Annotated in this window: 26 protein-coding genes; 14 read left to right on the top strand and 12 right to left on the bottom strand. The window is 53.2% G+C overall.

Annotation, left to right across the window (positions count from 1 at the left end):
• Window positions 1-80 precede the first annotated feature (80 nt).
• Genes glnA through ACTOVJ_RS07785 form a run of 3 tightly spaced genes read right to left on the bottom strand, consistent with a single transcriptional unit; the run spans window position 81 to window position 3,444 of the window.
• On the bottom strand, window positions 81-1,505 hold the full coding sequence (glnA, locus tag ACTOVJ_RS07795) for a type I glutamate--ammonia ligase (RefSeq protein ID WP_449501913.1): 1,425 nt from the start codon (window positions 1,503-1,505) through the stop codon (window positions 81-83).
• A gap of 29 nt (window positions 1,506-1,534) precedes the next feature.
• A complete protein-coding gene (locus tag ACTOVJ_RS07790) occupies window positions 1,535-2,227 on the bottom strand; it encodes a DUF4191 domain-containing protein (RefSeq protein ID WP_449504068.1) in 693 nt (230 codons plus the stop codon).
• Between the two features lie 29 nt (window positions 2,228-2,256).
• Window positions 2,257-3,444, bottom strand: coding sequence for an MFS transporter (locus tag ACTOVJ_RS07785; RefSeq protein WP_449501915.1), 1,188 nt, complete (start codon window positions 3,442-3,444; stop codon window positions 2,257-2,259).
• A gap of 84 nt (window positions 3,445-3,528) precedes the next feature.
• Here ACTOVJ_RS07785 and ACTOVJ_RS07780 point away from each other — a divergent pair, with 84 nt between their 5' ends.
• Window positions 3,529-4,002 carry a hypothetical protein gene (locus ACTOVJ_RS07780; protein ID WP_449504067.1) on the top strand — a complete coding sequence of 158 codons (474 nt, stop codon included), beginning with the start codon at window positions 3,529-3,531 and terminating at the stop codon, window positions 4,000-4,002.
• A gap of 67 nt (window positions 4,003-4,069) precedes the next feature.
• Here ACTOVJ_RS07780 and sucB read toward each other — a convergent pair whose 3' ends face one another.
• From sucB to ACTOVJ_RS07765, 3 genes are all read right to left on the bottom strand, one after another.
• Window positions 4,070-5,746: a 2-oxoglutarate dehydrogenase, E2 component, dihydrolipoamide succinyltransferase gene (gene sucB, locus ACTOVJ_RS07775; protein ID WP_449504066.1), complete on the bottom strand. Its 1,677-nt coding sequence runs from the start codon at window positions 5,744-5,746 to the stop codon at window positions 4,070-4,072.
• A gap of 10 nt (window positions 5,747-5,756) precedes the next feature.
• Complete coding sequence (gene lpdA / locus ACTOVJ_RS07770; RefSeq protein WP_449502822.1) at window positions 5,757-7,160, bottom strand: dihydrolipoyl dehydrogenase; 1,404 nt, start codon at window positions 7,158-7,160, stop codon at window positions 5,757-5,759.
• A 149-nt stretch (window positions 7,161-7,309) separates the two neighbouring features.
• Complete coding sequence (locus ACTOVJ_RS07765) at window positions 7,310-8,743, bottom strand: leucyl aminopeptidase (protein WP_449501919.1); 1,434 nt, start codon at window positions 8,741-8,743, stop codon at window positions 7,310-7,312.
• A 74-nt stretch (window positions 8,744-8,817) separates the two neighbouring features.
• Between ACTOVJ_RS07765 and ACTOVJ_RS07760 the strand changes: the two genes are divergently transcribed.
• Window positions 8,818-9,225 (top strand): hypothetical protein, encoded by a 408-nt coding sequence (locus ACTOVJ_RS07760; protein WP_449501920.1) that lies wholly within the window; start codon window positions 8,818-8,820, stop codon window positions 9,223-9,225.
• On the opposite strand, the gene ACTOVJ_RS07755 is transcribed toward ACTOVJ_RS07760, so the two are convergent.
• Window positions 9,222-9,899: a DUF3043 domain-containing protein gene (locus ACTOVJ_RS07755; RefSeq protein WP_449501921.1), complete on the bottom strand. Its 678-nt coding sequence runs from the start codon at window positions 9,897-9,899 to the stop codon at window positions 9,222-9,224. The two genes, ACTOVJ_RS07760 and ACTOVJ_RS07755, sit on opposite strands and share 4 nt — an antisense overlap.
• Window positions 9,900-9,980: 81 nt before the next feature.
• On the opposite strand from ACTOVJ_RS07755, the gene ACTOVJ_RS07750 reads away from it, so the two are divergent.
• From ACTOVJ_RS07750 to ACTOVJ_RS07730, 5 genes are all read left to right on the top strand, one after another.
• Window positions 9,981-11,318, top strand: coding sequence for a dipeptidase (locus ACTOVJ_RS07750; protein WP_449501922.1), 1,338 nt, complete (start codon window positions 9,981-9,983; stop codon window positions 11,316-11,318).
• Window positions 11,315-12,418, top strand: a complete 1,104-nt coding sequence (locus ACTOVJ_RS07745) for a hypothetical protein (protein ID WP_449504065.1) — start codon at window positions 11,315-11,317, stop codon at window positions 12,416-12,418. Before ACTOVJ_RS07750 ends, ACTOVJ_RS07745 begins: the two co-directional genes overlap by 4 nt.
• 62 nt (window positions 12,419-12,480) lie before the next feature.
• Window positions 12,481-12,828: an iron-sulfur cluster insertion protein ErpA gene (gene erpA, locus ACTOVJ_RS07740; protein ID WP_278012153.1), complete on the top strand. Its 348-nt coding sequence runs from the start codon at window positions 12,481-12,483 to the stop codon at window positions 12,826-12,828.
• Window positions 12,829-12,890: 62 nt separating this feature from the next.
• Entirely contained in the window at window positions 12,891-13,844 is a 954-nt protein-coding gene (locus ACTOVJ_RS07735) for an FKBP-type peptidyl-prolyl cis-trans isomerase (RefSeq protein ID WP_449504064.1), read from the top strand.
• 76 nt (window positions 13,845-13,920) lie between these two features.
• Window positions 13,921-14,340: a response regulator gene (locus tag ACTOVJ_RS07730; protein ID WP_449501925.1), complete on the top strand. Its 420-nt coding sequence runs from the start codon at window positions 13,921-13,923 to the stop codon at window positions 14,338-14,340.
• Between the two features lie 129 nt (window positions 14,341-14,469).
• On the opposite strand, the gene ACTOVJ_RS07725 is transcribed toward ACTOVJ_RS07730, so the two are convergent.
• Window positions 14,470-14,862 (bottom strand): hypothetical protein, encoded by a 393-nt coding sequence (locus ACTOVJ_RS07725; RefSeq protein ID WP_449504063.1) that lies wholly within the window; start codon window positions 14,860-14,862, stop codon window positions 14,470-14,472.
• A 65-nt stretch (window positions 14,863-14,927) separates the two neighbouring features.
• Here ACTOVJ_RS07725 and ACTOVJ_RS07720 point away from each other — a divergent pair, with 65 nt between their 5' ends.
• On the top strand, window positions 14,928-16,139 hold the full coding sequence (locus tag ACTOVJ_RS07720) for a pyrophosphate--fructose-6-phosphate 1-phosphotransferase (protein ID WP_449501927.1): 1,212 nt from the start codon (window positions 14,928-14,930) through the stop codon (window positions 16,137-16,139).
• An 83-nt stretch (window positions 16,140-16,222) separates the two neighbouring features.
• Window positions 16,223-17,554, top strand: coding sequence for a class II 3-deoxy-7-phosphoheptulonate synthase (locus ACTOVJ_RS07715; protein ID WP_449504684.1), 1,332 nt, complete (start codon window positions 16,223-16,225; stop codon window positions 17,552-17,554).
• Here the strand turns inward: ACTOVJ_RS07715 and pknB are convergent.
• Window positions 17,541-19,532, bottom strand: coding sequence for a Stk1 family PASTA domain-containing Ser/Thr kinase (pknB, locus tag ACTOVJ_RS07710; protein ID WP_449504061.1), 1,992 nt, complete (start codon window positions 19,530-19,532; stop codon window positions 17,541-17,543). The two genes, ACTOVJ_RS07715 and pknB, sit on opposite strands and share 14 nt — an antisense overlap.
• Before the next feature lie 110 nt (window positions 19,533-19,642).
• The gene (locus ACTOVJ_RS07705) at window positions 19,643-20,749 is read right to left on the bottom strand and encodes a lytic transglycosylase domain-containing protein (RefSeq protein WP_449504682.1); all 1,107 of its coding nucleotides are present in this window, start codon (window positions 20,747-20,749) and stop codon (window positions 19,643-19,645) included.
• A gap of 150 nt (window positions 20,750-20,899) precedes the next feature.
• On the opposite strand from ACTOVJ_RS07705, the gene ACTOVJ_RS07700 reads away from it, so the two are divergent.
• Window positions 20,900-21,259 carry an Rv2175c family DNA-binding protein gene (locus ACTOVJ_RS07700; protein ID WP_449504060.1) on the top strand — a complete coding sequence of 120 codons (360 nt, stop codon included), beginning with the start codon at window positions 20,900-20,902 and terminating at the stop codon, window positions 21,257-21,259.
• A 5-nt stretch (window positions 21,260-21,264) separates the two neighbouring features.
• On the opposite strand, the gene ACTOVJ_RS07695 is transcribed toward ACTOVJ_RS07700, so the two are convergent.
• On the bottom strand, window positions 21,265-22,296 hold the full coding sequence (locus ACTOVJ_RS07695; RefSeq protein WP_449504059.1) for a polyprenyl synthetase family protein: 1,032 nt from the start codon (window positions 22,294-22,296) through the stop codon (window positions 21,265-21,267).
• Between the two features lie 113 nt (window positions 22,297-22,409).
• Between ACTOVJ_RS07695 and ACTOVJ_RS07690 the strand changes: the two genes are divergently transcribed.
• The 3 genes from ACTOVJ_RS07690 to ACTOVJ_RS07680 all read left to right on the top strand — a co-directional run bounded on the left by ACTOVJ_RS07690 (window position 22,410) and on the right by ACTOVJ_RS07680 (window position 25,695).
• Window positions 22,410-23,567: a DUF4192 family protein gene (locus tag ACTOVJ_RS07690; RefSeq protein WP_449504058.1), complete on the top strand. Its 1,158-nt coding sequence runs from the start codon at window positions 22,410-22,412 to the stop codon at window positions 23,565-23,567.
• An 86-nt stretch (window positions 23,568-23,653) separates the two neighbouring features.
• Window positions 23,654-24,034 carry a hypothetical protein gene (locus ACTOVJ_RS07685; RefSeq protein ID WP_449504057.1) on the top strand — a complete coding sequence of 127 codons (381 nt, stop codon included), beginning with the start codon at window positions 23,654-23,656 and terminating at the stop codon, window positions 24,032-24,034.
• A gap of 164 nt (window positions 24,035-24,198) precedes the next feature.
• On the top strand, window positions 24,199-25,695 hold the full coding sequence (locus tag ACTOVJ_RS07680) for an RNA polymerase sigma factor (protein WP_449504056.1): 1,497 nt from the start codon (window positions 24,199-24,201) through the stop codon (window positions 25,693-25,695).
• 11 nt (window positions 25,696-25,706) lie between these two features.
• Here ACTOVJ_RS07680 and ACTOVJ_RS07675 read toward each other — a convergent pair whose 3' ends face one another.
• Window positions 25,707-26,300 (bottom strand): 3'-5' exonuclease, encoded by a 594-nt coding sequence (locus ACTOVJ_RS07675; RefSeq protein ID WP_449502815.1) that lies wholly within the window; start codon window positions 26,298-26,300, stop codon window positions 25,707-25,709.
• 149 nt (window positions 26,301-26,449) lie between these two features.
• Here ACTOVJ_RS07675 and ACTOVJ_RS07670 point away from each other — a divergent pair, with 149 nt between their 5' ends.
• Entirely contained in the window at window positions 26,450-26,638 is a 189-nt protein-coding gene (locus ACTOVJ_RS07670; RefSeq protein ID WP_449504683.1) for a DUF7455 domain-containing protein, read from the top strand.
• The last annotated feature ends 37 nt before the right edge of the window (window positions 26,639-26,675 follow it).

Genomic DNA, 26,675 nt, shown 5'->3' with positions numbered 1-26,675 from the left:
TGGGGGGGGGGGGGGGGGGGGGGGGGCTCCCCCCCCCCCCCCCCCCCCCCCCCCCCCCCCCACCATCTCATGCGTGTGTTCTACAGATCATAGTAGAGCGCAAACTCGTAGGGGTGTGGGCGTTGAGCCAGCGGAGCAATTTCATGCTCGCGCTTATATGAGACCCACGCTTCAATAAGATCTTCAGGGAATACGCCACCTTCGGTGAGGTAATCGTGATCTTCTTCAAGATAACGCAATGCATCCTCGAGCGAACCTGGCAACTGTTCAATCTGTGAATGCTCCTCCGGAGGCAATTCGTACAGATCCTTATCGATTGGTGCAGGCGGTTCGATACGGTTCTTGATACCGTCAAGCCCTGCCATCAGTTGAGCTGCAAAGCATAGGTAGGGATTTGCGCTCGGGTCAGGCACACGGTATTCAAGACGCTTTGCTTTTGGTGAGGTGCCAGTGACAGGAATACGGATACAAGCGGAGCGGTTGCGTGCCGAATACACGAGGTTCACCGGTGCTTCAAATCCTGGAACAAGTCGGTGGAACGAGTTGATCGATGGATTAGTAAAAGCCAGAAGTGACTTTGCGTGGTGGAGGAGACCGCCGATATACCAGCGTGCCATATCGGATAACCCGCCGTAGCCGTTTGCATCGGCGAAGAGTGGTTCGCCGTTCTTCCACAGTGACTGATGCGTGTGCATACCGGAACCGTTATCTCCGAAGAGTGGTTTGGGCATAAATGTCACGGACTTGCCTGCGTCAAACGCAACATTCTTGATCACGTACTTGAACTTCATGAGATCATCGCCGGCCTGGAGGAGAGTGCCGAAGCGATAGTTGATTTCCTGTTGACCGCCAGTACCAACCTCGTGGTGCTCACGTTCGATGTGGAGCCCAACTTCCATGCACTTCGCGGTCATTTCATCACGAAGATCATTCATTTGATCATTGGGGGAGACAGGGAAATAGCCTCCCTTAACACGTGTCTTGTAGCCGAGATTCCCGCCATCTTCTTCACGGTTCGTGTTCCACCACGCTTCCGTTGAATCGAGATGGTACGACGCACCGTTCACTTCCGATGAGAAGCGAACTTCATCGAAGAGATAGAACTCCGGTTCTGCGCCGATATAGACGGTATCTGCGATGCCAGTCGATTTGAGGTATTCCTCTGCGCGCTTGGCAACGTTACGGGGGTCGCGTCCGTAGGGTTCATCAGTGAATGGATCAACCACTGAAAAGTTCATCACAAGGGTCTTACGCTTGCGGAACGGGTCAATATAGGCTGTTGACGGATCGGGAATGAGCTTCATATCAGATTCATGAATTTTGGTAAATCCACGAATCGACGAACCGTCAAACATCAAGCCATCGGCAAGTGTCTCAACGTCAAAAGCAGACACCGGGATAGTAAAATGCTGCATTACGCCTGGCAGATCGCAAAAGCGAATATCGACGAATTCGATATCGGAATCGGCGATATATGCTGAGGCTTCCTCAACGCTTGAAAACACGGTTTCCTCGTTCCTCTTGTATGGTGAAATTAGCGTCCACGCATAGCTTTGCGATTTGGACGCGCGTTCATAGGATCAATGCCTTTCGGAATCGGAAGTGCATTGGTGGGAATCGCACGAAGACGTTGGGCTACCGCCGCAACCTCTTGGTTCGAAATTTTTTTCGGAAGACGGCGCATGGCCTTTTCAAGTTGGGAAAGCTTGACCTGACCTTCACTGTTGCCCACTGTGATCACCTGAACCGGCGCGGAGGGCGCGACACGCTTAATCGCGCGTCGTTCCTCGTCAATCAATTTGTTGACTTGCGTTGGCGAACCGTCACCGATAAGTACAATGCCGGGACGACCGATCGCACGAAAGACCATGTCCTGGCTGCGTGGATTAAAGCGTACAGGTTCTTCGGTGATATTCCAGCCACGCTTGATGTTTCCAAGAACGGCTGATGCAGCGCCGGGCATTCCGTCGATCTGTTTATACGATGCAGACTTCACGAGTTGGAGTAAGACCAGCATCGCGAGGGTAGTTGCCAGAACTACGCCGACAAAAATGTAGAAGAACCAGGAACTAGTGATGATTGCAAGAATGATGAAAAGAGCAAGGACGCCTAGAAGTGTTCCCCACACTGCCCAGCCGGTCCAGGGATATGTCTTCTTTGACACGCGGTAGGCGTCAGCGAGGTAGGAATACCAGCGCTTTTTCTTCGGCTTATTCGTTTTGGCCATGAATTCCCTTTCTGATACTTCTGTCAACTTTAGCGAACCTGCTTGCTTGAGCTCAAAAGCGTCCCAAATGTGAGAAGAAGACCGCAACCAGCAGTGAAGAGGTAACCCCACACCCAGTTTGCCTCCACGAGCTGTCCGGTGATCGCGTTCGCCGTCGCAACTCCAAGGATATTAATCGCTCCGAGAAGTGTTACCGCTAGTGCATCGCCACCTTTGGGTGAAAGCTCACCCGCGAGTGTAAAAATTGCCACCGAGGCTGGACCAATCGCCATTCCTGTGAGGAAGATGAGTATCGCGAGCTGGATGAAACTCGTGGCGAAGGTACATCCCACGGAGCCCACCGCAAGGCCAATTCCTCCGCAGATAATGCGTGAGCGCAGTGAAAATGTGTCGGGGAGAGCAACAGCCCCAATCGACGTGATAGCTGAGCCAAAACCAAGGGCGGCATAAATCAGACCGGCGAGGGATTCGTTGCCCATCGCATTTGCCGCAGCTGTTGTCGAGGTTTGCGTCGAGCCGAAGAACATGCCCAAAGCTGCCATGCCGACGAGGCAGACTGCCACGGACTTTGCAACTGTTGACAAGGCAGGAGATGCGCCAGTTTCGCTATCAACTTGTGGGCCGACGGCGTTTTTTGACAGTGCGAAACCTACGCCGCATGTCAATGCCAAAGAGGCGGAAATTAATAGGGGCAAATATGGAGAGATCATCGAGGACAAAATGCCGACGAGCGCCGGACCAAGCACAAACCCCATCTCATCAATCATCGACTCCCATGAAAGTGCCGCAGCTAACTGTGGAGGTTGTTGTGCAAGGTGGTACCACCGTACGCGTGCAAGAGCTCCGACGGGTGCTGTTGTGACACCGATTAAAGCCGCGAGGACGACGAGGACACTGAGTGGTGCCCCCGCAGTGGCTGCGTACACGTGAATGATGCAGAACAGCGCATTGAGAAGTGAAGCAATGAGCACAGGCCCTCGTTGTCCCAACTTGTCGGAGAGACGTCCTGTTACGGGTTGACCAATTCCGTTGGCGATTGCTAGGGAGGCTGAAGTAATCGACGCACTAGCCACAGACCCCGTCGTAACGGTGACGAGAGTGAGGTTTCCGATCACAACCATCGAGGTAGGAAATCGCCCCAAAAAAGATACGATGAGACGTCCACTTCCTGCGAGACGCGGAAGATCCCGATATTGCGCAAATTTAGATCCTGTCACACAATTCTCCTTTCAACCTGCTCATTGTATGTAAGCTGTGGATAACTTTACGGCCTTTTCGATGAAACATGATGAGGTCGACATATGAAGTCAAAAATCGTGGTAGCGAGCGTCTTGGCCGCCTCTGTGATCGCTGGTGGAGTGTTGTCACTATATATCAGTCCAGGGGAGACATTGATCCAGGTTGCTCAACGGGTGGTGAGCCGACGCGATAAGGCCTTACGTGCTCGCGATGTCGATGCCCTTTTTGCACTAAGCGTTCCGAGTTCGCCTGCACGAGCAGCGGACGAACGTCTTGTGCGGGTCATTGAAGAACGCGGAATTGACCCCTCGCATATCGCTACCGTTGTGACCAGCGTGGAGAAGGTACAGCGGCATGGTCAAACATATTGGAAGGTCAACTCGATTCAAACGGGGGTTGTAGTTTCCGAAGCAGACGGTGACGGCGAAGTCCGAACATGCGCGCTATGGCAATTCGATGAGGGGAGTGAAAGGATGTTTCGCACAGTGACATGCCATATGAATGAGCCAGATGACTTCGTTGACGGTGGCTCGTGATGGGTCTGTGTGTGAAAAAAGTGTGCCGGCAAGGTTTTTCCTTGCCGGCACACCTCATGAATGCTGATTACAGACCAAGTTCGCCTGCGAAATCAGCCTCTTCGAGTCGGAGCTTGACATCACGCAGGAAGCGAGAAGCATCAGCGCCGTCGACGAGACGGTGATCGTAGGAGATGGCCAGGTAGCACTTGGAACGAATTTGGATCACGTCGTTACCATCCTGATCCTTGATAACGGCTGGCGTCTTGAAGATCGCGCCGGTGCCAAGGATAGCAACATTAGGCTGGTTGATGATCGGAGTATCGAACAGTGCACCAATCGAACCGGTGTTCGTGATGGTGAAGGTCGAACCAGCCATTTCTTCTGCGCCGATCTTGCCATCGCGAGTACGTGATGCGAGATCGCCAATCTGCTTCGCAATTCCTGCAATATTCAGATCGCCGGCGTTCTTGATCACCGGAACAAACAGCCCCTTGGGCGTGTCCACAGCAAGGCCGACATGCTCGACGTCGTGGTAGACAACCTCATTACCCTCGATCGATGCATTGAGCTTCGGGTGAGCCTTGAGCGCCTCAGCTGCGGCCTGGACGAAGAATGGCAGGTAGGTGAGCTTGACACCCTCGCGAGCGTTGAAGCTTTCCTTTGCCTTAGCACGCAGTGCCACGATCTTGGTCACGTCAACTTCCATCACAGTGGTCAGCTGAGCCGACACCTGGAGCGATTCGACCATCCGCTTCGAGATGGTCTTGCGCAGGCCAGACATCTTCTGACGCGTACCACGCAAAGAGGTTGCTTCAGCGGCTTTCTTAGCAAGATCGGACTTGACCGAACCAGCATTGGAAGGAGCAGGCGTTGCCGGTGCCGAAGCCACTGGTGCTGCGGTGGCCTGTGCCGCCTTCGCGGCTTCAGCTGCAGCCTCAACGTCCTGACGGCGAACACGTCCGCCGACGCCGGTGCCTGTAATGGTCGACAGATCAACACCCAGATCCTTCGCGAGCTTGCGAACAATCGGAGTGACGTAGGCGTCCTCGTTGCCGGCTGGTGCGGCAACTGGAGTAGTAGCCGGAGCAGACGCTGCCGGGGTTGCCGGAGCAGGAGCTGCCGGAGCTGCAGTCTCAGCTGGTACCGGTGCGACATCAGGCTCGTTCGATGATGCAGGAACCTCGCCACCAATAATGGCCAGGACGGCACCAACCTCAACGGTGGCGTCTTCAGTCACAAGAATTTGTGTGAGCTTACCTGATGCCGGAGCAGGAACTTCAGTATCGACCTTATCCGTAGAGACTTCGAGCAATGGCTCGCCTTCCTCCACGTCGTCGCCGACTTCTTTGAGCCATGAGTTGACGGTGCCGTCAGTGACGGACTCGCCTAGGGCTGGCATCTTAACTTCGACACCAGTGCCGCCAGCTGCCTGTTGAACCTGCTCGGTTGGCGAAGGATCGCCCTCCGGAGTAGGAGCGTCAGTGTGTGCTGGCTCGTTAGCCGGTGCCGCGGACGATGCGCCGGAGCCATCGCCAATGTAGCCCAGGACTGTGCCAACTTCGACAGTTTCGTCTTCTGCGACCTCGATCGACTCGAGCACGCCTGAGATAGGGGACGGAACTTCGGTGTCAACTTTATCAGTCGAGACCTCAAGCAAAGGCTCGCCCTCTTCGACAGTTTCGCCAACCTGCTTAAGCCAAGCGTTCACGGTGCCGTCAGTGACGGACTCGCCGAGTGCTGGCATCTTAATGGGTTCAGACATGTGTTACTCCTCAGTGGTTGTGAAGCGGCTTGCCAGCCAGCGCAAGCATCGCTTCGCCGACAGCCTCGTTCTGGCTTGGATGAGCGTGAATTAGACCGTCGAGATCCTCCGGGAAGGCTTCCCAAGCCACCAAGAGTTCACCTTCGCCGATCTGCTCAGACATACGTGCACCGATCGCGTGGAAGCCGACGATGGGGCCATCCTTTTGGCGAACGAGCTTGACGAAACCGGCAGCACCCAGCATCTGAGACTTGCCATTACCGGTGAGGTTGAACTCAGCAGTCTCAACTTCGCCGTACTTTTCCTTTGCTGCCTTTTCCGTCAGGCCGACCGAAGCGATTTCCGGGTTGCAGAAGGTCACACGTGGGATGTTGTTTTCGTCGAGGGTCTTCGGGTTCAGGCCAGCAATTTCCTCGGCAACGAAAATTCCCTGAAGGAATCCGCGGTGAGCGAGCTGCACACCGGGCACGATGTCGCCAACAGCGTAGATGTTACCCACGCCTGTGTGGAGACGCTCGTTAGTGATCACGAAACCGCGGTCAAGGGTGATGCCCTGCTCTTCGTATCCCATGTTGGCGGTGTTAGGGCCGCGGCCGATGGCAATCAGAAGGTATTCGGCGTCGAACTGCTTACCATCCTGAGTGAAGACGTGCACGCCGTTCGCGTCCTCTTCCACGCGGTCAAACATGGTCTTGGTCTTGAACGCAATCTTGCGCTTGCGGAACTGACGCTCGAGGTTCTTCGAAATGGCTTCGTCTTCGTTCGGAACGAGATGATCTAGGCCTTCAATAATGGTGACTTCGGTGCCGTAGGACGCCCAGACAGAAGCGAATTCGACGCCAATCACGCCGCCGCCAAGGACAACTACCGACTTCGGGACGACGTCAAGGTTGAGCGCCTGTTCAGACGTGATGACTCGCTGAGTAATGGTTTGTCCAATGGTCTTAGAGAACGAACCGGAGGCGAGAACAATGTTCTTACCTTTGATTTGCTGGCCATTGACTTCAACCGTGTCAGGACCGACCAGGCGGCCCCATCCTTCGATCGTGTCAACGTTGCGTGATGCCACTAAGCCAGTGAGGCCTTTGTACATTTTCTCAATCACGCTGTTCTTGTAAGAGTTGACAGTTGGCATATCGACGCGGTCGAAGCTGCCCATGACGCCGATGTGTGCACTATCGCGCATTTCATCAGCAACTTCTGCAACGTGCAGAAGCGCCTTGGTGGGGATACAACCACGGTGGAGGCAGGTGCCACCAACTTTGTCTCCCTCAATCAGCGCGACCTTAAGACCGAGCTGTCCGGCACGGAGTGCGGTGGCGTAGCCACCGGAGCCTGCACCGAGAATAACGATGTCGTATTCCTGAGTAGTCACAAACCTCTCCCTCGAAGTCAAGAAGTGGATGCCGGACATCTTCCAGCACTTTAGTCCTATTCTTTCATGCCTTGGCGTTCGATGCGCGCTTCTTATGGGCTGTATTTCGTTGTGTAATTAACGTTTTTGTGTCAGAGGCCAGGTTCGATTCACGTGAACCTGGCCTCTGAGACAAAAAGTTCCCTGATTTACTGAGCAACCTTTTCTTCAAGGAATGCAACCAGAGTACGTACCATGACACCGGTAGCGTTCTTCGGTGTATAGCCCCAGGCGGCATCTTGGTTAAATGACGGCCCAGCGATATCGATATGAGCCCAGGGAGTTTCGCCTGTGAACTCCTTGAGATACAGGCCAGCGACTAGCATTCCGCCTTCACGCGAGCCAGAGTTTCGCATATCAGCGATCGGGGAGTCGAGGCTCTTACGTAGTTCCTTCGGTAGCGGCATAGGCCACGTGAGTTCGCCAACAAGGTCTGCCGCGGCAACGACGTCGTCGCGAACTGAGTCCGTTCCCATGACGCCCGAATATCGCTTACCAAGTGCGATAATTTGCGCGCCTGTCAGGGTTGCGATGTCGATGACTTCATCGGGCTTTTCCTCCGTTGCCATAATCAGGCCATCAGCCATGACCACGCGTCCTTCAGCGTCCGTGTTGTTGATTTCAACGGTCGTACCGTTGCGATAGGTGATGACATCGTCAGGACGGGTCGACATGGCAGAAACCATATTTTCGGCCAAACACATCCAGGCAACGATTCGACGCTGGATACCCAAGCGGGCTGCCGCGATGATTGTTTGAAGGATCGTTGCAGAGCCGGTCATATCGGTTTTCATCGTGACCATCGAAGTCGACGGCTTCAAAGAGTATCCTCCCGAGTCATACGTGATACCTTTTCCGACGAGGGCGGTGAAACCGGTTGCGCCTTCGGGATTCCATTCGATGCGCACCAAGCGTGGTCCGTGCTCTGCGCCCTTACCAACGGCGATCAGTCCATTCAGACGCTCGTCAATAAGCTCTTGTCCTTCATAGATCTTGACCGAGAGTCCAACTTTCTCTGCCTCATCTCTGGCGATGCGGGAGTAGTTTTCCGGATTGAGATCATTGGGAGCGGTGTTGACGAGATCGCGTACACGAGCAATCGAATCACGCAGAATGGTTGCGTGCTCGATCATGACATCAGCGTCTTGTGAATGCGAAGAGTGTACCGTCATGGTGGTCACTGCAGGTTTCTTTGGTGCTGTGTATTTTGTGAAGTCGTAGGCAGCAAAGAGTGCGCCTTCGATCATGGCTTCAAGTTCCGCAGCGCTGTCATGGGCGATGGCAATATGCACTTCACTCAAGCCGGCGGCTGCGCGAACCCCTGAGCCAGTTGCCTGGCGGAGATCTTCGTGGTCTGGGTTTTCTCCGAGGCCGACACCGATCACGACAGCTCCGTTATGAACCACGGTAGTGGTCGAGCCACAGCTCGTGGGCGCATCAACGAGAGCAAAAGCTTCGCTGAGGGCATCATTTGTTGTAGCGTCTGTTAGGTTGGACGCCACGCGGACAGTTTCTCCCGTCAGCCCGACGATTGTAGGGCCAGTTGGGACGGACAAAAATTCTGAAACAGTCAAAGTACTCACGTCACCATCCTATGTCAGTGGCGCGTGATGGTATAAATGGTGCAATGAGCAAGGGCACAGGAACAAGAACTTTAATGGACAACCGTACGCGTTCGTGGGGTTGGCCAATCGCGCTGATGGGATTGCTCGCCCTGGGATCAGCAATCTTTACTTGGCGCGCGATTTTAGCTGGCTCAAGCCAATTCGTGCACGGCGATATATTGGCTGCAACGACCACGTTTGTTGCTGCTCTCGCCTGGGTATTCGGCACAGCAGGATTAATTCACAATGGGCGAAAAATGCGGCGTGTTGCCTGGGCATGTTGGATCCTCAATGCTGTCGGCACTATTTGGGGAGTTGTTGTGCCGCATTTATTTTGCTCTGTCAGCCCGTGGCAGATGGCCGGAAGGACGTATTACTTCCTCCCGGCCATCGGTACTGTGTGTGCTCTTTTGTGGCTTGCGTGGTCAGACCCTGCTCGGGTCGCCGCTCGAGGCCACTAGTTCTTCTTCCACTCCTTGTAAGCGGCAAGCGCGGCGACCCAATCGTCCTTCGAGGCTCCCTTGGGATATTCGCCGCGCGCTACTTGAGCTGCCGGCATCCGCCAACGGCGAAGATAGAATGTGCGACCGAGCATCTGTGAGAAGTAACCGCGTGTAACATGGTCAAAGCCGAAGCGGTATCCTGCCAAAATCTTGGCCTTGCGTGCGAGGAATGCGCCTTGGATCCCCATGACAATGAGAACCACGTAGATGCCCAGAGTGAAGAACATGCCAAAACGCGGGAACTGTGCCTGAAAGAAAATCGTGGGCAAGAGGAGAAAAGCTAACGGGATGAAGAATGCTCCCCAAGGCCCAGACGCATCAATGTAATCGCGTCCAAACCGGCGCCATTGCCCCTGGAAACGGGCTGGCATATGGCGTTCATCTCCGGTTCGCATTGCTTCTTGTTCACGGTGGTAGGCCTCGTCAGCACGCGCACGATCTTCGGCACGTCGTGCCTTGCGCTCTTCCTTCGACAGAGCAGTGCGATCTTGGACGAGGGGACGCTGACGACGGCGAACCTGATCCTTGCGTCGAGGGGTCGGAGCCCCTTTCGATGGAGTATGGCCTTTCGGTAGGGGCAGATCCGCAACCTGTGTTTCGTCGGTCGCTTCGTTTTGCTTCTTTGCGAACACTCGTGATCCTTTACAAGTCAAAAATTTTCAAACTCAGACCATTTTACGCAACACTTGTGCAAGCGCGATAGGCTTAAGGGCATGAATGAAATTGCAAAACGCATCGATGACAAGATGGATCACTACATTTCAGCTCTGACTGAACTTGTTGCCATTCCCTCAGTTTCTCAAGACTCCTTTAACCAATCACACATGAGCGACAGCGCCGAATGGATTGCACAGAAATTTGAGGCGCTTGGCCTTGTAACGGAAGTAATCGAGCTGGAGGTAAACGGAAAGAAAGGTCGCCCAGCGATTCTCGCCTCGCGCGAAGCTGAACCTGGGCGGCCCACAATTCTTTTGTATGGTCACCATGATGTTCAACCCACAGGCGAACTAGATTTGTGGGAACAAGATGATCCATTCACTGCTGTGCGTCGAGGGGATCGTCTGTTTGGCCGGGGTGTGGCTGATGATAAAGCTGGCGTTCTTGTGCATATTGCAGCGATTGAAAACGCTGACCCAGGGGTTGGAATCCGGGTCTTTATCGAGGGGGAAGAAGAGATCGGCTCGCCCACATTCGAAGATTTCCTTCATACGTATAAGGATCGTCTCGAAGCTGACGTGATCGTTGTCGCCGACTCAGGTAACTGGAAGGTCGGTGTGCCGTCGCTGACAACGTCACTTCGTGGCGTGGCGCAGGTGGAGGTGAACCTTGAAGTTCTCGACCATTCCCTGCACTCAGGAATGTACGGTGGGCCAATTTTGGATGCAGTGACTCTGATGGCACGTCTGATCTCCACGCTCCATGACGATGAAGGTAACGTTGCTGTTGCTCATGTGATGCAGGAAGATCTGGCCGCTGTTGACTATCCTGAAGAGGATCTGCGTCAAGATTCAGGCATTTTGGATGGCGTGCAGTTCGTCGGTTCAGGTTCGCTTGCCGGTCGCCTATGGACGAAGCCTGCGATCTCAGTGATCGGAATGGACGTCACACCCACGGCGATTGCATCGAATACACTTGCGGCAAAGACAAAAGCGCATATTTCTCTTCGCGTTCCACCTGCTCAGGATCCGGCTGAAGCTGCCCAGGCGCTGGTGGATCATCTGGTTTCACATGCTCCATTTGGTGCGCACGTCACGGTCGAGATCCTTGAGGCCGGTCCTGGTTTTATCGCCGGCGATAACACCCCAGTACAAGAACTTGCTCGTGAAGCTCTCGCACAAGCCTTCGGGCACGAGAGTGTGGATATTGGATTGGGCGGTTCCATTCCTTTTATCTCGACGCTCAAAGCCGAATTCCCACAGGCAGACATTTTGGTTACCGGTGTTGAAGACCCGGATACCCGTGCACATTCAGCAAATGAATCACTCCATCTGGGGGATTGGCGCAACGCAATCGTTGCCGAGGCTCTGCTTCTGAGCAGGCTTGGCAAATGAGAATTTTGCTTGTTGCGAGCGCTCTCGGCGGATTAGGGCCGGTGGCCGTTGCTGGACGCGCTCAGCGCGCGTGGTATGCCATTCGTCCAAACGACGATATCTTGACCGCACCAATTGCTGAGGGCGACGTTGTTGCACATGTCGGCACTGGCCTCGATGAGGTCATCGAGTACATCAATCCTGAACTGTCCTCAGTTCAGCTCGGTGATGAGCCGCGTCGAATATGGTGGAGCGGTCGCAACGAGTGGACCTGTGACCTCGCGAATTCAGTGAGCTGGACGGGGCAGTCTGATCCGCGTGGAAGCTCTGAATTCCTCGGGGCAGACATTGACCATGTGGTCATGTCCGGCGCACACCAGATTCATGTTCACGTCCCGACGATGATGCGCCACAGCGACGTCGGGCTGGGAATGTTGGCATATCTTGCCGGGCAACCGGTGTCGATCGACCCTCACGAGCTTTCAGTCGCTTTGCTTACTGTTCGACAACGTTTGGCAGGGGTTCGGCTGATCTTGACGTATCCTTCCGCTGTGACGTTAACGGGGCTGTCCGGCGTCGCACGACATTGGGAACCGGCGATTGGTCAAGAAGCAGCACTGGAGGCTGAACGTGACATTGGAACCATCGTTCACAACCTTCAGATAGCTGCTGACCAAATATCGCGCAGATCGCTCCTTTCTCACAGTTCGCCAGCCTCATCACCTTATTCAGGAGTAGGCGGAGGGCTGGGCTTGATGTTTGACCTCCTTGGAGGGCAAATACGTGAACTGGGAGCTTTTCTCACTCATCGGGGTCAAGGTTTAGGGGGAGAGCCCTTTGACCTCGTTGTGTATGTTGGTGACACTATCGGAGTGGATTTGCCCTCTGGACTGCGCGCATGTGCGGACATTGGACGTCAAGAGGCAGCTCCTGTGATCGCCATTCTTGATCGCGCCGGATTGCGTAAAGGCGAGCTGCCTCGGCTCGGTCTCAATGGAGCTTACGAGTTGCGCCAAGATGCCTACGCAGAGGAGGAAACGCCGATGGAAGCATTGGCAATGATCCCGATACTTCTTGATGAACAAGTGAGTCGTGTGGCACGAACATGGGGTTGGGACTAGAAACTCGGCGTTCATCAGAATAGGGTAGTTGAGCATAAGACCTAGATAATAGGAGGACAAGCATGACTGAAACGACCGAGGCGACGCACAACGTTGCTCTTACCGAAGGGGCAGCGCTGAAGGTGAAATCGCTCCTCGCTCAGGAAGGACGCGATGATCTTCGCCTGCGCGTAGCCGTGCAGCCAGGCGGTTGCTCGGGTCTGATGTACCAGTTGTACTTCGATGAGCGTACGCTTGAGGGTGATGCGATTCGAGATTTCGACGGTGTCGAAGTTGTTGTGGACAAGATGTCGGTTCCGTACCTTGATGGTGCAACCATCGATTTTGCTGACACGATTGAACGTCAGGGCTTTACAATCGACAATCCGAATGCCCAGGGCTCGTGTGCCTGTGGTGAATCGTTCCACTGAGTTGAACTATTGATCCAACCCCGTCTCAGCGGCGGGGTTGGATCGTGTCAAAGGAGAAAAAATTGCGTAAAATCGCCGCTTTGGCTTTTGCAGGCGCCCTCGCTGCGACTCTGGCGGGTTGTAGTACCTCGCAGCCTTCGACGAATTCGTCCGCCTCCGCGTCGGGTAGCTCTGCTCAAGTGCAATCCGTCAAACCTGATACTCACCCCGACGCCTCGACTATGCCGACAGTTACAGGGAGTGGAAAGGGAACAAAACTCGCCTTCCCTCAGTCAGCAGCGCCGAAGGGTTTGAAAGTTCTTATCACCGAAGAGGGCAAGGGGCGCGTCCTTGAACCTACCGATACCGTTGTGGCTCACTACGTTGGTCAGGTCTGGGGTAATGAGGCGCCATTCGATTCGTCTTTTGGCCGTGGCGAGCCCAGTACATTCTCACTGCAAGGGGTAATCCCTGGTTGGACACAAGGTCTTGCAGGACAGAAAGTCGGATCAAAGGTGATCCTATCAATTCCTAGTGAGCTTGGTTACTCTGATGGTAACGATCAAGCTGGTATCAAGAAGGGCGATACTATCGCTTTCTACGTGGAAATCGTTGATGGCTTTGGGAAGAACTCATCAGGTGATCCCAAAGCGAAAGTCGAAAAGACACAGGCGGATCTTCCCGTGACCTACAAGGGCGAGTTGGGACAGCCGGTGACTGACCTGAAGATTAAGGCAAATCAGAAGGCGCCCGAGGCATCGTCAGCGATCGTCATTGCTCGTGGTAACGGCCCGAAGATTGAAGAAGGTAAGACCATCTACTATCAGACCACGACGGTCGAATGGGGGTCGAATGCGAAAGCGCAGTCCACGTATGAGCTCTCTGGCCCACAAAGCGCACCATTCGTCGCAGGCAATGGCCTAGATCCGCTTAAGGGGGTCGAAGAAGGATCGCGCGTTTTCTTCACCAGTGTCGATCCAAATAATAAGAACGCTCCCGTTCAGGCATTCATTCTGGACATCGTTGCTGTTCACTGACATTGTGGGAAAGCTCGTAGCAGAGCTTTCCCACAATGTTTTTCATTTCCCACATCCGCAACAGAAAGTGGGTAGAATGGCGAAGTCTACACACTTGGAGGTTATGTCGATGACATCTATTCGAATCCTTGTCTACTCAGACAACTTGCATACACGTGAGGACGTCATCCGTTCAGTAGGCCGCAAGATTGGCGATCGCTCAATCGACTGGACTGAAGCAGCGACCCATGAAGGAGCAATCCTCAAAGTTGAGGAGGGCGCATTCGATCTGCTGATTCTCGATGCCGAAGCAGGGAAGCTCGGTGGAATCGGAGTGGGCAAGACTGTTCGAGATGAGATTGACGAGAACATGCCGTACATTATTTTGATTGCACGCCCCCAAGATCGATGGTTGGCGCGTGTAGCGAAGCCAGAAGTTATTCTGGAATATCCCTCAAATCCGCGCGATCTTTACGGCGCCGTGAAAGGCATCGTGGATTCTCATGTGACTGCCTGAAAGCGTACGATCCGCATTTTCGCCAGTCAATATCCGAAATATCTTGGTGCCTGGGCAAAATCGCCCAGGCACCATTTGTGTATCGCACAAGAGGTACCGGGGAGGGGCGTAAAGCAAATTGGGCATTATTCAGACTTGCGCTCCGTCGTCGTCGAAATCGCGTTTCGTGGGCAAGCTGAGCCAGATAGATATGACGAGCGCAACGAAGCCGATAGCGCCACCAAGTCCGGCGAGGGAAGAGGAGAGCACACCAAAGAGTCCCAGGAGCGCCAGGCTAAAGCCAGCACAGGCCAGGACGAACATAGTGACTGCCGCTGTCGAAAAAATCTGGCGCGGCTGTTCAAGGATCTCGCGGTCGAAGGTCGTGAATTCTTCTTCATCCGGCGGGCTCCAATCACGTGGGCCGTGCCCTGCCGCTGCTCGAGCGTCAGAGGAGAACTCACGTGGGACTGAACTCCCACCAAGTGCCATCTCTGCTTGTGCCTTGCGCCACTCGGCGTCAGCATCCCAATCCTTGTCCATAGGTTTCACACTAACACCCGATAGAATAAAGGCGCATTACTATTCTCAAGTATGGAAGGAAACCGATGTCTGTTCGTCGCGTTGCCCTGCTCACTGCTGGAGGCTTTGCCCCCTGCCTATCCACCGCTATTGGCGACTTGGTTGAGATCTACACTCGCGAGGCTCCGGAAGTTGAAATCATTGCTTACCAGTACGGCTACTATGGCCTGCTCAAGGGTATGCACGTCGTTTTCGGAGACGAGGTGCGCAAGAACGCTGAAGTTTTGACCCGTTTTGGTGGCTCCCCAATCGGTAATTCCCGTGTCAAGCTCACGAATGTCCAGGATTGCATTGATCGTGGGCTGGTACGCGAAGGCGAAGATCCTCTTGAGGTTGCTGCAGAGCAGCTCAAGAAGGATGGCGTGGATGTCCTTCACACGATCGGTGGTGACGACACCAACACGGCTGCGGCTGACCTGGCTGCTTACCTGAAGGAACACAACTACGATCTGACTGTCGTCGGCCTGCCAAAGACCATCGATAACGATATTGTTCCGATTAAGCAGTCGCTCGGTGCATGGACTGCCGCTGACGAAGCATCCAAGTTTGCACAGAATATTATCGGCGAACACCGCTCAAATCCGCGTATGCTCATCATCCACGAGATCATGGGGCGTAACTGTGGTTACCTTGCCGCTCAGGCTACGGAAAACTACCATGCGTGGGTGAAGGAACAGCAGTGGCTTCCAGAGGCTGGTCTCTCAGCTGAGCGCTGGGATGTCCATGCTTTGTACTTGCCGGAAATCCACTTCGATCTGGATGTCGAAGCTTCGCGCTTGCGTAAGATCATGGATGAGCAAGGCAATGTCAACATCTTCCTCTCCGAGGGCGCTGGGGTGGCTGAGATCATCGAAGAGATGGTTGAAGATGGCGAAGAGCCAGAGCGCGATGCCTTCGGACACGTCAAGCTGGATACCATCAATCCCGGCCAATGGTTTGCTAAGAAGTTCTCAAAGATCATTGGTGCTGAAAAAGTTATGGTTCAGAAGTCGGGTTACTTCTCACGTTCAGCCGCATCAAACGAAGCTGACCTCACACTTATCCGTGAAGTTGCTGAGCTTGCAGTCAAGGCTGCATTCGCTGGCACGCCGGGTGTCGTGGGGCAGGATGAAGAGAACAATGACGAGTTATCCGTTATTGCTTTCCCGCGTATTGCAGGTCACAAGCCATTTAACACTGACCAAGAGTGGTTCGCCACTTTGATGCAGGAGATTGGCCAGGAGTGGTCGGCTAAGTAGAGTGAAAAGAATAGGCGGCCGAGGGGTGCCCTCGGCCGCCTATTCTTTTCAACACACCCATTGCGCGCGGAAGTGACTAAGATATTCGTGTGAATCAACCCCGTTTGTCTTGGAAGGTGAAAGAAGCACTCTACCAGCCGGTATATCATGATCCTGACCGGCTTGAAGCAGTGCTTGCACATATTCGTACCCTTCCGCCCCTTGTTTTCGCCCCGGAAGCCGACACATTGAGGGAGAAGCTTGCGGCAGCTGGTGAAGGACAAGCATTTATTCTCCAAGGAGGAGATTGCGCAGAATCTTTCGCAACCTCGGGAGAAGAAGCAATTCGTGGCAAGGTTCGGACGATCCTTCAGATGGCGCTTATTTTGACGTACTCAGCCTCGGTGCCAGTGGTGAAAATCGGTAGAATCGCTGGACAATATGCCAAGCCACGTACCCACGCGACTCAAGTACTTGACGGCGTAGCCCTACCGTCATATTTCGGTGATGCGGTTAATGGGCACGAGTTTACTCCAGAATCTCGCACCCCGGATCCCAATCGTTTGCTCACCATGTATTCGCGATCGGCTGCATCGCTGAATCTGATCCGCGCGCTCGTGGGTGGCGGCTATGCAGATCTCAATCTCATCCATGAGTGGAATGCTGGTTTTGCGCGTAATCGAGCTTATGAGCGCTATGACTCGATGGCACAAGAAATTGATCGAGCTCTTCGTTTCATCACAGCAACTGGCGCACACGGAAAGCAGCTGCATACTGTGGACTTCTATTCCTCACATGAAGCGTTGCTTTTGGGGTATGAGGATGCTCTGACCCGTGTCGATGCGCGATCGGGGCTCAAATATGACACATCCGCACATTTTTTGTGGATCGGAGAGAGAACCCGTGACCCGCAGGGTGCCCATGTCGATATGCTCTCGCAGGTTGCAAACCCTATCGGGGTTAAAATTGGTCCAAGCGCGACGAGCGATGATCTGCGACGTCTGATTGACCGGCTCAATCCTCAAGGGGTTCCCGGTCGCCTGACTTTTATTACTCGAATGGGGGCGAGCAATGTGCGGCAACTTTTGCCACAGCTCGTGAACGCGGTGAAAAAAGATGGACGCCCAGTTACCTGGGTCTGCGATCCCATGCACGGCAACACATTTATGGCATCGGGATACAAAACTCGTCGCATGTCAGATGTCATGGACGAAATTCAAGGATTCTTCGATGTTCACCGGGCGACCGGTACAGTACCAGCAGGAGTGCATATCGAATTAACAGGCGACGATGTCACTGAAGTGTTGGGCGGTGCGAATGAGGTGAGAGAATCACAGCTTGGACAGCACTATGAAACTCTTGTCGATCCTCGTTTGAATCATGAACAATCCTTGGAACTAGCATTCATGGTTTCTCAGATTCTTACACAACGTTGATTGTGACCGTTGATCCTTTCTTCGCCTTTTGTCCAGCAGCTGGGGTTTGAGCCCGCACGGTGCCGAAGACCTCGCCCCAGAGCGCATCTGCTTCGACCTTGACTGTGAAACCAGCTTCTTCCAGTTTCTTGATTGCTGTATCTTTTTGTCGGCCAAAAACAGAGGGGACTTCAATAAGCTCTGGTCCTTTCGACACCACGAGTTTGATTGAGTCGGACTTATATCCGGTTCCCGAATTGGGCTTTTGAGAGATCACTGTTCCCTGATCAACGGAATCGGAAAATTCTTCAGTGATCTCTACTGTGAACCCAGAGCCCGCGAGCTCTTTTTTGGCTGTATCAGCAAATTTGCCTGTATAGTCTACGATTTCGATCGGTGCGCGTCCCTTCGAGACTACGATGGCGACGCTGGAGTCGTGATTGACGTTGCTTCCGCCTGTTGGCTTTTGACTGATGACATGGCCTTTGGGGACAGTTTCGGAATACTCTTCACTGGTCGTGGGTGAAAGCCTCCCTTCTGTCAGAAGGTTTTGTGCCTCGTCGCTCGCTTTCCCGACGACGTCGGGAACGGTGACTTGTTCGATCCCTTTTGAAATAACAATGGTGATGACGCGTGAAGGATGAATTTTCGCTCCGCCTGACGGGTCAGTATCCACCACTGCTCCCAAAGGCACGGTGTCGGAGAAATCTTTTCGATCCTCGTATGTAAATCCAGCTTTGGATAAGGTCGAATGTGCTGATTCAACACTTTGTCCCGATACCTGAGGAACTTCGATGCGCAATCCCGGGCCTTTGGCGAAATACCACCATGTGATTGCGGATATGCAAAGAACGAGTGCGAGGAATGCAAGCACCATAGGCCACCAACGTCGGCGGGAAGCTAACGGTGACGACGTCTCTAATTCATCGGTTATAGTAGGCGCAACTGCCGGCTCATCGATACGTTGGGTATGTTGATACGTGTCCAAAAGCTTGGGTAACGACTCTGTCTTCTGAGGTTGTGATTCAGACTCAGTTTCGATCACAGTTGTCATCACAGGTGCGCAGTCGTGTGTGGAAGGGAAAACAGGAATTCTGCGGAAGCGTAGTTCTTGAGGAATTGATGCAACGATGTCATCAAGAGCGTCAAGTGCTGCATGTGCACTTGTTGGACGTTTCGCCGGGTCTTTCGCTGTAAAAAGTGCAATTAGGGAATCAACCCCGGCAGGAATCCAGGTAGCGAGCGCGCTTAACCGTGGCATAGGCGTATTGACGTGCGCGTATGCCACTTGGATTGCAGTTTCACCTTCGTAAGGCAAAGTCCCTGCAATGAGCTCGTAGAGCATGATTCCGGTGGAATAAATATCAGAGGCTGGTGATGCCAGGCCATGGGATACGAGCTCTGGAGGTACATAGGAAATTGTGCCAAGGAGGGTGCTAGTGTGGGTTCCTTTGGGATCCGAAGCGGCACGAGCGAGTCCAAAATCTGCTACTTTTGCGTGGATGCGGGGAGTATTAACTACTGCAGATGTGTCGATAGTGGCATCGAGAAGAATATTTTCCGGTTTCACATCTCGGTGGATGACATTTTTTGCGTGTGCAACGCTCAAGGCTGACAAGACTTGGCGAGTGACTTCCAGCGCTGTGCCCAGGGGGAGTGAGCCATGCGAGCTCAGCTCCATACGTAAATTTGGGCCAGAGATTAGCTCCATCACAAGATAAGCGCGGTCAGCACCGGCAACGTGTGCAATGCCCTGATCGAATACAGAGACAATCTGTGGCGAGGATAAAGATGCGGCAGAGCGAGATTCGCGGATGAATCGTTCTACGAATGCCGGATCCTCAGCGAGATGTGGGTGAATGATCTTCAGAGCGACTTCACGGTCAAGGCGTGAATCACGTGAGCGGTACACAGTTGCCATCCCGCCTCGGGCAATCCGGGCGGTGATGTAATAGCGGCCGTCAATTGCGCAGCCAATGAGGGGATCTGATGCATTCACACGCTTAGCCTACCGAAAAACACCATGACAGCGCTTTGTCATATTAGGGGAGATAAATAATACGCGGCGGGTGATGGCCCGCCGCGTAGTGAAAGATCGATAGTGTGAGATCAGAAGCGGTTCATCGCTGCGCGAATCTTGGACACGTAGACTTTCGTATCAGGGCGCATTCCGTACTTTCGTACGCCGCCAAGACCTTGGTAGTATCCGGCAATGCCCTGGTCAAGCGACGATGCATTCGCTTGGAGATAACGAATAATCGCCACTCCAGCAGTAATGTTGTCTTGGACGTTGAGAAGGTCAAGTTTGCGGCCAACAAGACCCTCTGCCCACTTTCCAGAGGATGGAATCACCTGCATGACACCAATAGCATTTGCTGGGGAGACTGCTGTGGCATCGAAACCGGATTCATTGTAGGCATGAGCAAGTGCAAGACGTGGGTTCACGCCCATTGCTCGGGCTGTTGCGGCAACCATGTGGCGCACTTGCGCACGCGATGGGTGTGAACGGCTCACCAGGATATTTTTGTTGATGTTGGCGGCTTCCACAGTTGCATTCGCGTAGGTATAACCTGGGAAATTGTTCGTCACAAGTCGTTTCAATCCTGACGTGGTTGCGGAACGCGATGTGGAGGCCTTTGACGGTTTCGGCGCTGTTCGTGCCGGCGTGTGAGAAGAAGCCGATGCGGAGAGCATGATTCGTTGCCCAGCATAGATGCGCGACGGGTTGGTGATTTTGTTCAGCGATGCGAGCGCGGCTACGGTGGTGCCGTGGGAGCGGGCGATCGCTGACAGAGTGCCGCCGGGGCGAATAGTGTAGTGCGCCGACGCAGGAACAGCTGTTTTTGTCGGTGTTTTCTTTGCGACTGAGGCGGTCTTTGCCGGTACTGGCGTGGTCGTCTTCTTGACTACTGGTGCAACTTTTGTTGCTATGTTTGCGCGCGTTGAGGGGATACGAAGGCGCTGACCTGGGTGGATCACGTCCTTGATTGATAGGCCGTTAGCAGAGGCCAGATCGTACATTGAGACACCTGTGCGGTGAGCAATTGCCCAGAAAGAATCTCCCTTTTTTACTTGATATGTCATCTCGGGAGCTTTCGTTATGGCGATTGGTGCGGCTGTGAGTGGGGATGTTCCTGGTGCTGCGTGAGCCGCAGTGGGGAAAAGTGCCGCTGCGGTGGTTGCGAGCGCGAGTGCCGAAGCGACTGTGCGTGCCATTTTGCCTCCTAGTGGAGCCATATGTGACTCCTCGCATGTTACAAATGTGAAACATTTGAACAAGATTGAATAACGTTCAAGATGTGACTGTAGTGCAAATTGTAGTGTGTCGCTACTGGCATATCAGAAAAATCGCGTTATATTGCGCCTGTGAACATCGAATTTTTTCCTACACAATGGTTTTCTGTCCCTGAGATCGCTGAATTGATTGGTGTTAAACAGCGTGAGGTCCGCTCAATGCTTGAGGACGGGACACTGATCGCCGTTCGTCGCGGCGAGAATCATGCATGGATGATTTACGGCGGAGAGCTTCACTATCGAGATGGTGCTTACGCCCCTATTCCGGCGTTAAAGGGCACAGTGACGGTTCTTGACGATCTTGGCTTCACCAATGAAGAAAAGATGTCATGGTTGCTCGAACCCGCTCAAGAGCTTGGCGCGTCTCCGATTGAGGCGCTGGGTGAGGGCAATACGCACGCAGTGCGCAGATTCGCCCTGATGCAAGCCTGAAACTATCAGGCTTGCCGGCCCATTAATTGGCCAATCAAGGAATGGAGCAAGGGGGTCTTGATGTCGTGAGCAGCCTCAAGCGCGAGGTTCTCGCGAGACTGGATCATCGCTTCATGTTGTTCGCGTGCCCCGCACCGAATGATCAGTTCCTGGATGAGAGTAGCTTGCGAATCGCTCAGTGGCGTTCCAAGGAGTGATTCTGCTTGCTTTCGCTCGTCACCAGTGAGGAGGGAACGTGATAGAGCCAGAAGAACGGTACGTTTCCCTTCACTCCAGTCGCTTCCGACGGGTTTACCCGTCGTCTCGGGGTCTCCAAAAATACCCAGGTCATCGTCACGCAATTGGAAGGCTTCGCCCAACGGGCGGCCAACTCGGGACAACGCTTCTAGGACTTCGACGTTGGCATCGCGCAGGGTCGCGCCCAGGAGTAACGGAGATTCAACGGAGTAACGCGCTGACTTGTGTAAAAGAACTGCCATAGCACGGCGAACCTCTGTATCGGCGTCATCAGAGAGTGGCATGTGTTCACCGCGGATATCGAGATATTGGCCGAAGGCAGTTTCAGCAGTCATTGAAGCAAAGAGGGACATTGTTGCGGCCAATGCCTGTGGTGAGACAGCCTCTGCGAGAGCGATCTCTTCCATCGCGAGACTCAGGAGATAATCGCCAAGCAAAATCGCTCCCGCTGCACCGAACTCAGATGGTAATCCTTGTAATGACTCTCTTGTGTGAATTTGTGCGAATCCGATATGCGGTGTGAGGCTCGATCGACGTGTTTGTGCGTTGTCTATCAAATCATCGTGAACGAGGGCTGACAGCTGGTAGAGCTCGACGGCGGTGGCAGCGTGGAGTGGGAAATTTACGATATCGCCCCCTGCGGCTTGCCACCCCGCAATCACAAAAGCGGCACGCGTCCGTTTCCCACCTTGTGCGAGGGTCCGGAGAGGCTCGACGAATTCTGCTAGCAGGGGATGGTCAAACCGATCAGTGCGAAGAAGTTGGTTAATACGCGCAGTGATATCGGACGTGTAGCTCATAGGAACAGCGTAGCTGAGGACGTAGTTTTCCACATTCTTCCGGCGTGCTCGTCGTATCCACATCGTTGTATGAACACGAGTGACCTACCTGACCGCCGGTGTGAAATTACCCCATGAACATGACAACACCACAACAAATTATTTCCCTTATTCCCCAACTTCTTGAGTACCGGCCGCGGCGTGCTGTTGTCGCAATTATGGCGGATACAACGAATTCTGAGCCAACGCAGTCCACGATTGGGCCTATCTTGGTATGGGATCTTGAGCGCAGCTGCCTCGATCCAAAATTTCCAGCGACGCTCGCAGCCTTTGCCCATGATGTGGAGGCAGGGGAATTAGTAATTGTCTGGTATGACGATCCGACGGTTGAAACCTGCCACGAACAAATCAGTGCCATGATTATTGATGCTTGTGGTCACGTGCCCGAGCATCTCGATGTCACTACCGGGCAGAAGATACGCATAGGGGCGTATTACACCGATTATTCGAGTTATCGAATTCTGCCAGCACAAAAGGGAAGTGAGGAATATGAACTGGGACTTCCTGAACTTCGCCAATGCTCTCACCCATTTGCGCAGATTCCTGCTGTAGAGACACAAGACGTTTTATATCGCGGATTCGAGCATATTCCAGAGTGGTCAATCGCATGTGTTGAGCGTTATCACAACGAATATCGAAATGATGTGGTTGATCGATTCTTTAATTATGTGGCACGAGGGGAATTAAGCCATTTTGTCCATTGGGAAGATGTTCTGTCGCGGCTTGATCAGTGTGACCCTCAATCAACACTGCATTTATCGAAAGTTCTTCCTCGAAATACCCCACAAGTATTAGCGAGGCTCCTGGCCCACCTGACCAGATTTGACCAGCGTGATGCCTTGCTGCTGTGGGCCTTGGACTCGTCATATACGAGCTTGGGGGAAGTGAATGTTGATGATATGCGCAAGAAGCTTTATCAACTCAGTATGCGTTGCCCTTCAATGCGGCGAATCCGCTTATTGAGTTTTCTTCTGATTGAGCTCGCTCGATTGAGCGCTGACGATGATGCGCGGCCTTATGCAATGCTTGCGTACTTGTCTTGGTGGAGCGGAGATGGATATCGAGGCGCGGCTTATGAGCAACTTGCTTACGATTCCGACCCTACGTATCCCATGGCGTGCCTGTTACATCATGCGTACAGGGCAGTTCTTCCACCGCCCTGGGTGCTTCAATACCAGCGAAATAACGAAAAATGTCTAGCGACCAAAAGTCAACATTGTGAACGTGAGTGAGCTCAGCGGCGTGAAAATTTTCATTTAGTGAGATAAATCGGTATCTTCGCATAGAGGGACGGACTTTCGAAGAGTGAGGAACCGAAATGCCGATCATTGTGCCAGTGGAAGCGCACAGCGAAAACAGTGCAGCGATTGCAAAGAGCGTTGTGCTCTCGCGTGCGATGAATGAACCAATCACCGTGGTCATGAGACGGCCGCTGGGGGAGTACTCTCAGGCTGAGATCGATCAAGAAATTGATCAACTTTCTGCGATACTCGATCCAGAAGAGGTGCCATACAAGTTTGAAGCGCGTCTTGAAGGGGTAGATGTCGTCGACATCCTTCTTGGAATGAGCGAACGTGGTAAGGATGTCATCGTGGTGGCGATTGCAACGAAGCCTCAACATGGTCGCCTGTACTTGGGTAAGCAAATACAGCAGCTGCTATTGGAAGCTCCATGTGACGTCATGATCGTCCGTCAGTGACGTGCTCCACCTCGATTCCTATTTTGTGTTGGTAATACAACAAAATATGCTAAAGATTCGAAAGTTGTGTCTTCGTCTGGAATAAAAACACGCCGCGACACGCTATAATGGTGCTTTGGGCATTCATGCTCAGCCAGCAGTGATCATCTCGTGAAAGGCTACGCGTGGCAACTTCTGCTTCCTCAACTTCTCGTTCTTCTTCTGTGACATCGGAAGAGGGCACATCGGCGTCGGTGAAGAAGACCGCCGCGAAGAAGACTTCAACCACGAAGACTCCGTCGGGTACGAAAAAGAGCTCGGCGAAGAAAACTTCAACCAAAGTGACCGCAGAGGCCACCGCTAACGACGTTAAAAGCAATGTGAAGAAGGCGTCTTCGAAGAAGTCAGTAACGACTACTCAGGGAGAATCATCGGCTCCGAAGAAGAGCGCTACGACGACGAAAAAGGGATCGAAGGCGAAGAAGGAAGAAATTGTGACTCCAGACTCTGACGAAGAGGAGGAGGACGACGATTTCGCTGAAGTGACACCTGATGAGCCGACAGATCTTGAGGATGAGGCTCTTGAAGACCTTGACGATGACACTGATGATCCTGATGATGACGATGTCACAGATGACGTGCATGATGACGACGATTCGACTGAAGAGGAAGACACTGCTGAAGTCGAGGCAACGGTAGCGAAGAAAGGGTCGTACGTCGTTAAGGATTCCGATGATACGGACGAGCCTGCTCAGCGAGTTCACGTGGCCGGGGCGACGGCCGATCCAGTTAAGGATTACCTCAAGCAAATCGGTAAGGTTGCGCTTCTGAATGCTGAAGAAGAAGTTGAGCTTGCCAAGCGTATTGAAGCGGGAATGCTGGCTCAGCATATTCTTGAAACTACTGAGATTACTGATCGTAAGCATCGCCGTGAGCTTGAGATCATCTCTCGTGATGGACATGGTGCAAAAAACCATCTTCTCGAAGCGAACTTGCGTCTCGTTGTTTCCCTTGCAAAGCGATATACAGGCCGAGGCATGCTGTTCTTGGACTTGATTCAGGAAGGAAACTTGGGTCTTGTCCGTGCGGTAGAGAAGTTTGATTACACCAAGGGCTTTAAGTTCTCAACGTATGCCACATGGTGGATTCGCCAGGCGATCACTCGAGCGATGGCCGATCAAGCCCGCACGATTCGTATTCCTGTTCACATGGTTGAAGTAATTAACAAGCTTGCTCGTGTCCAGCGCCAGATGCTTCAAGATCTTGGGCGCGAACCAACCACGGAAGAACTTGCTCAAGAGCTTGATATGACTGAGGAGAAGGTCATTGAGGTTCAAAAGTACGGACGTGAGCCAATTTCGTTGCATACTCCATTAGGAGAAGATGGTGACAGCGAATTTGGTGACTTGATTGAAGACTCTGAGGCCGTTGTTCCGGCAGACGCTGTGGGCTTCACGCTTCTTCAAGAACAGCTCCATCAGGTGCTTGACACCCTTTCTGAGCGCGAAGCGGGCGTTGTTTCGATGCGATTCGGACTCAGCGACGGGCAACCGAAGACTCTTGATGAAATCGGTAAGGTCTATGGCGTCACACGTGAGCGCATCCGCCAGATCGAATCGAAGACCATGTCGAAACTTCGTCACCCGTCGCGTTCGCAGGTGCTGCGCGACTACCTGGACTGAACATACTGAGCTTATGGTCGCCATGGCGTTGCTCGTTCCCATTGAGCGGGAAGAACAGTGCCATGGCGACCATAAGCATACGTTTTATAGCGTTCTCCACGAGCTTCACGCGCGATGAACTCTCGAAAAATATCGGCGGTAATCAATGTATCGGCCAGTGCTCGGTGGTGCTCGCGCGGATACAAGCCAAGGCGCGCGGCAACGTTCATGAGGGAATGAGAACCGTCAGGCAGATAAATGCGAGATTGATCGAGTGTATCGACACCTGCAGATTGCGGAATATGAGCGCTTGAGCCGCTCATCACAAGTTCTTGATTAAGGAATCCACAATCGAAGGGAAAATTATGAGCCACAATAATGCGCGTTCTCAGAAGGGAAATCACGTACGGCATGATGTGAGTAAATGTCGGTGCAGTAGCAACATCTGTGTCAGTAATCCCATGGATAAATGACGCGCAGACGGGACGTTGAGGATTGACGAAGGTGTGGAATCGTGCCTCTTCTTCAAGGTTTTCCGAAAGCTGGATTACCGCAATTTCAATAATCCTGTCAGTCCGCCAGTCCAGACCTGTCGTCTCGCAATCTACCACTGCAAAAGAATTCACGTGGCCAGGCTAGCGTTTTCTTGTGTGCGAAGACAAACGAGTGATATTCGTCAGTTTTTCACACTTGTCACTTATCAGCCGCAGGCGAAAGGTCACATGCTGTTGGGAATTTTTTGCAACATTCATGCTTTCATGTTTGTGTGAATACGATGCAAATGATGGAACCTACTTTGACAACCGCTGACCGATGCGACGCATGTGGTGCTCAAGCGTATGTTCGAGTGACAATGCCATTTGGCGAACTCCTGTTCTGCGCTCACCATGCCACCGAACACAAGAGCAAAATCGACGAGCTTGCGATCTCAGTTCTTGATGAACGTGAACGCATCAAGAAATAAGTCACTGACATGGGGAAGTGGCCGCGCCTTCAAGGCG

The sequence above is a fragment of the Arcanobacterium sp. (ex Cirak et al. 2026) genome, assembly GCF_053585065.1.
Note: the sequence above shows the minus strand (reverse complement) of the source record. Positions and strands in the feature narration are given on the sequence as shown.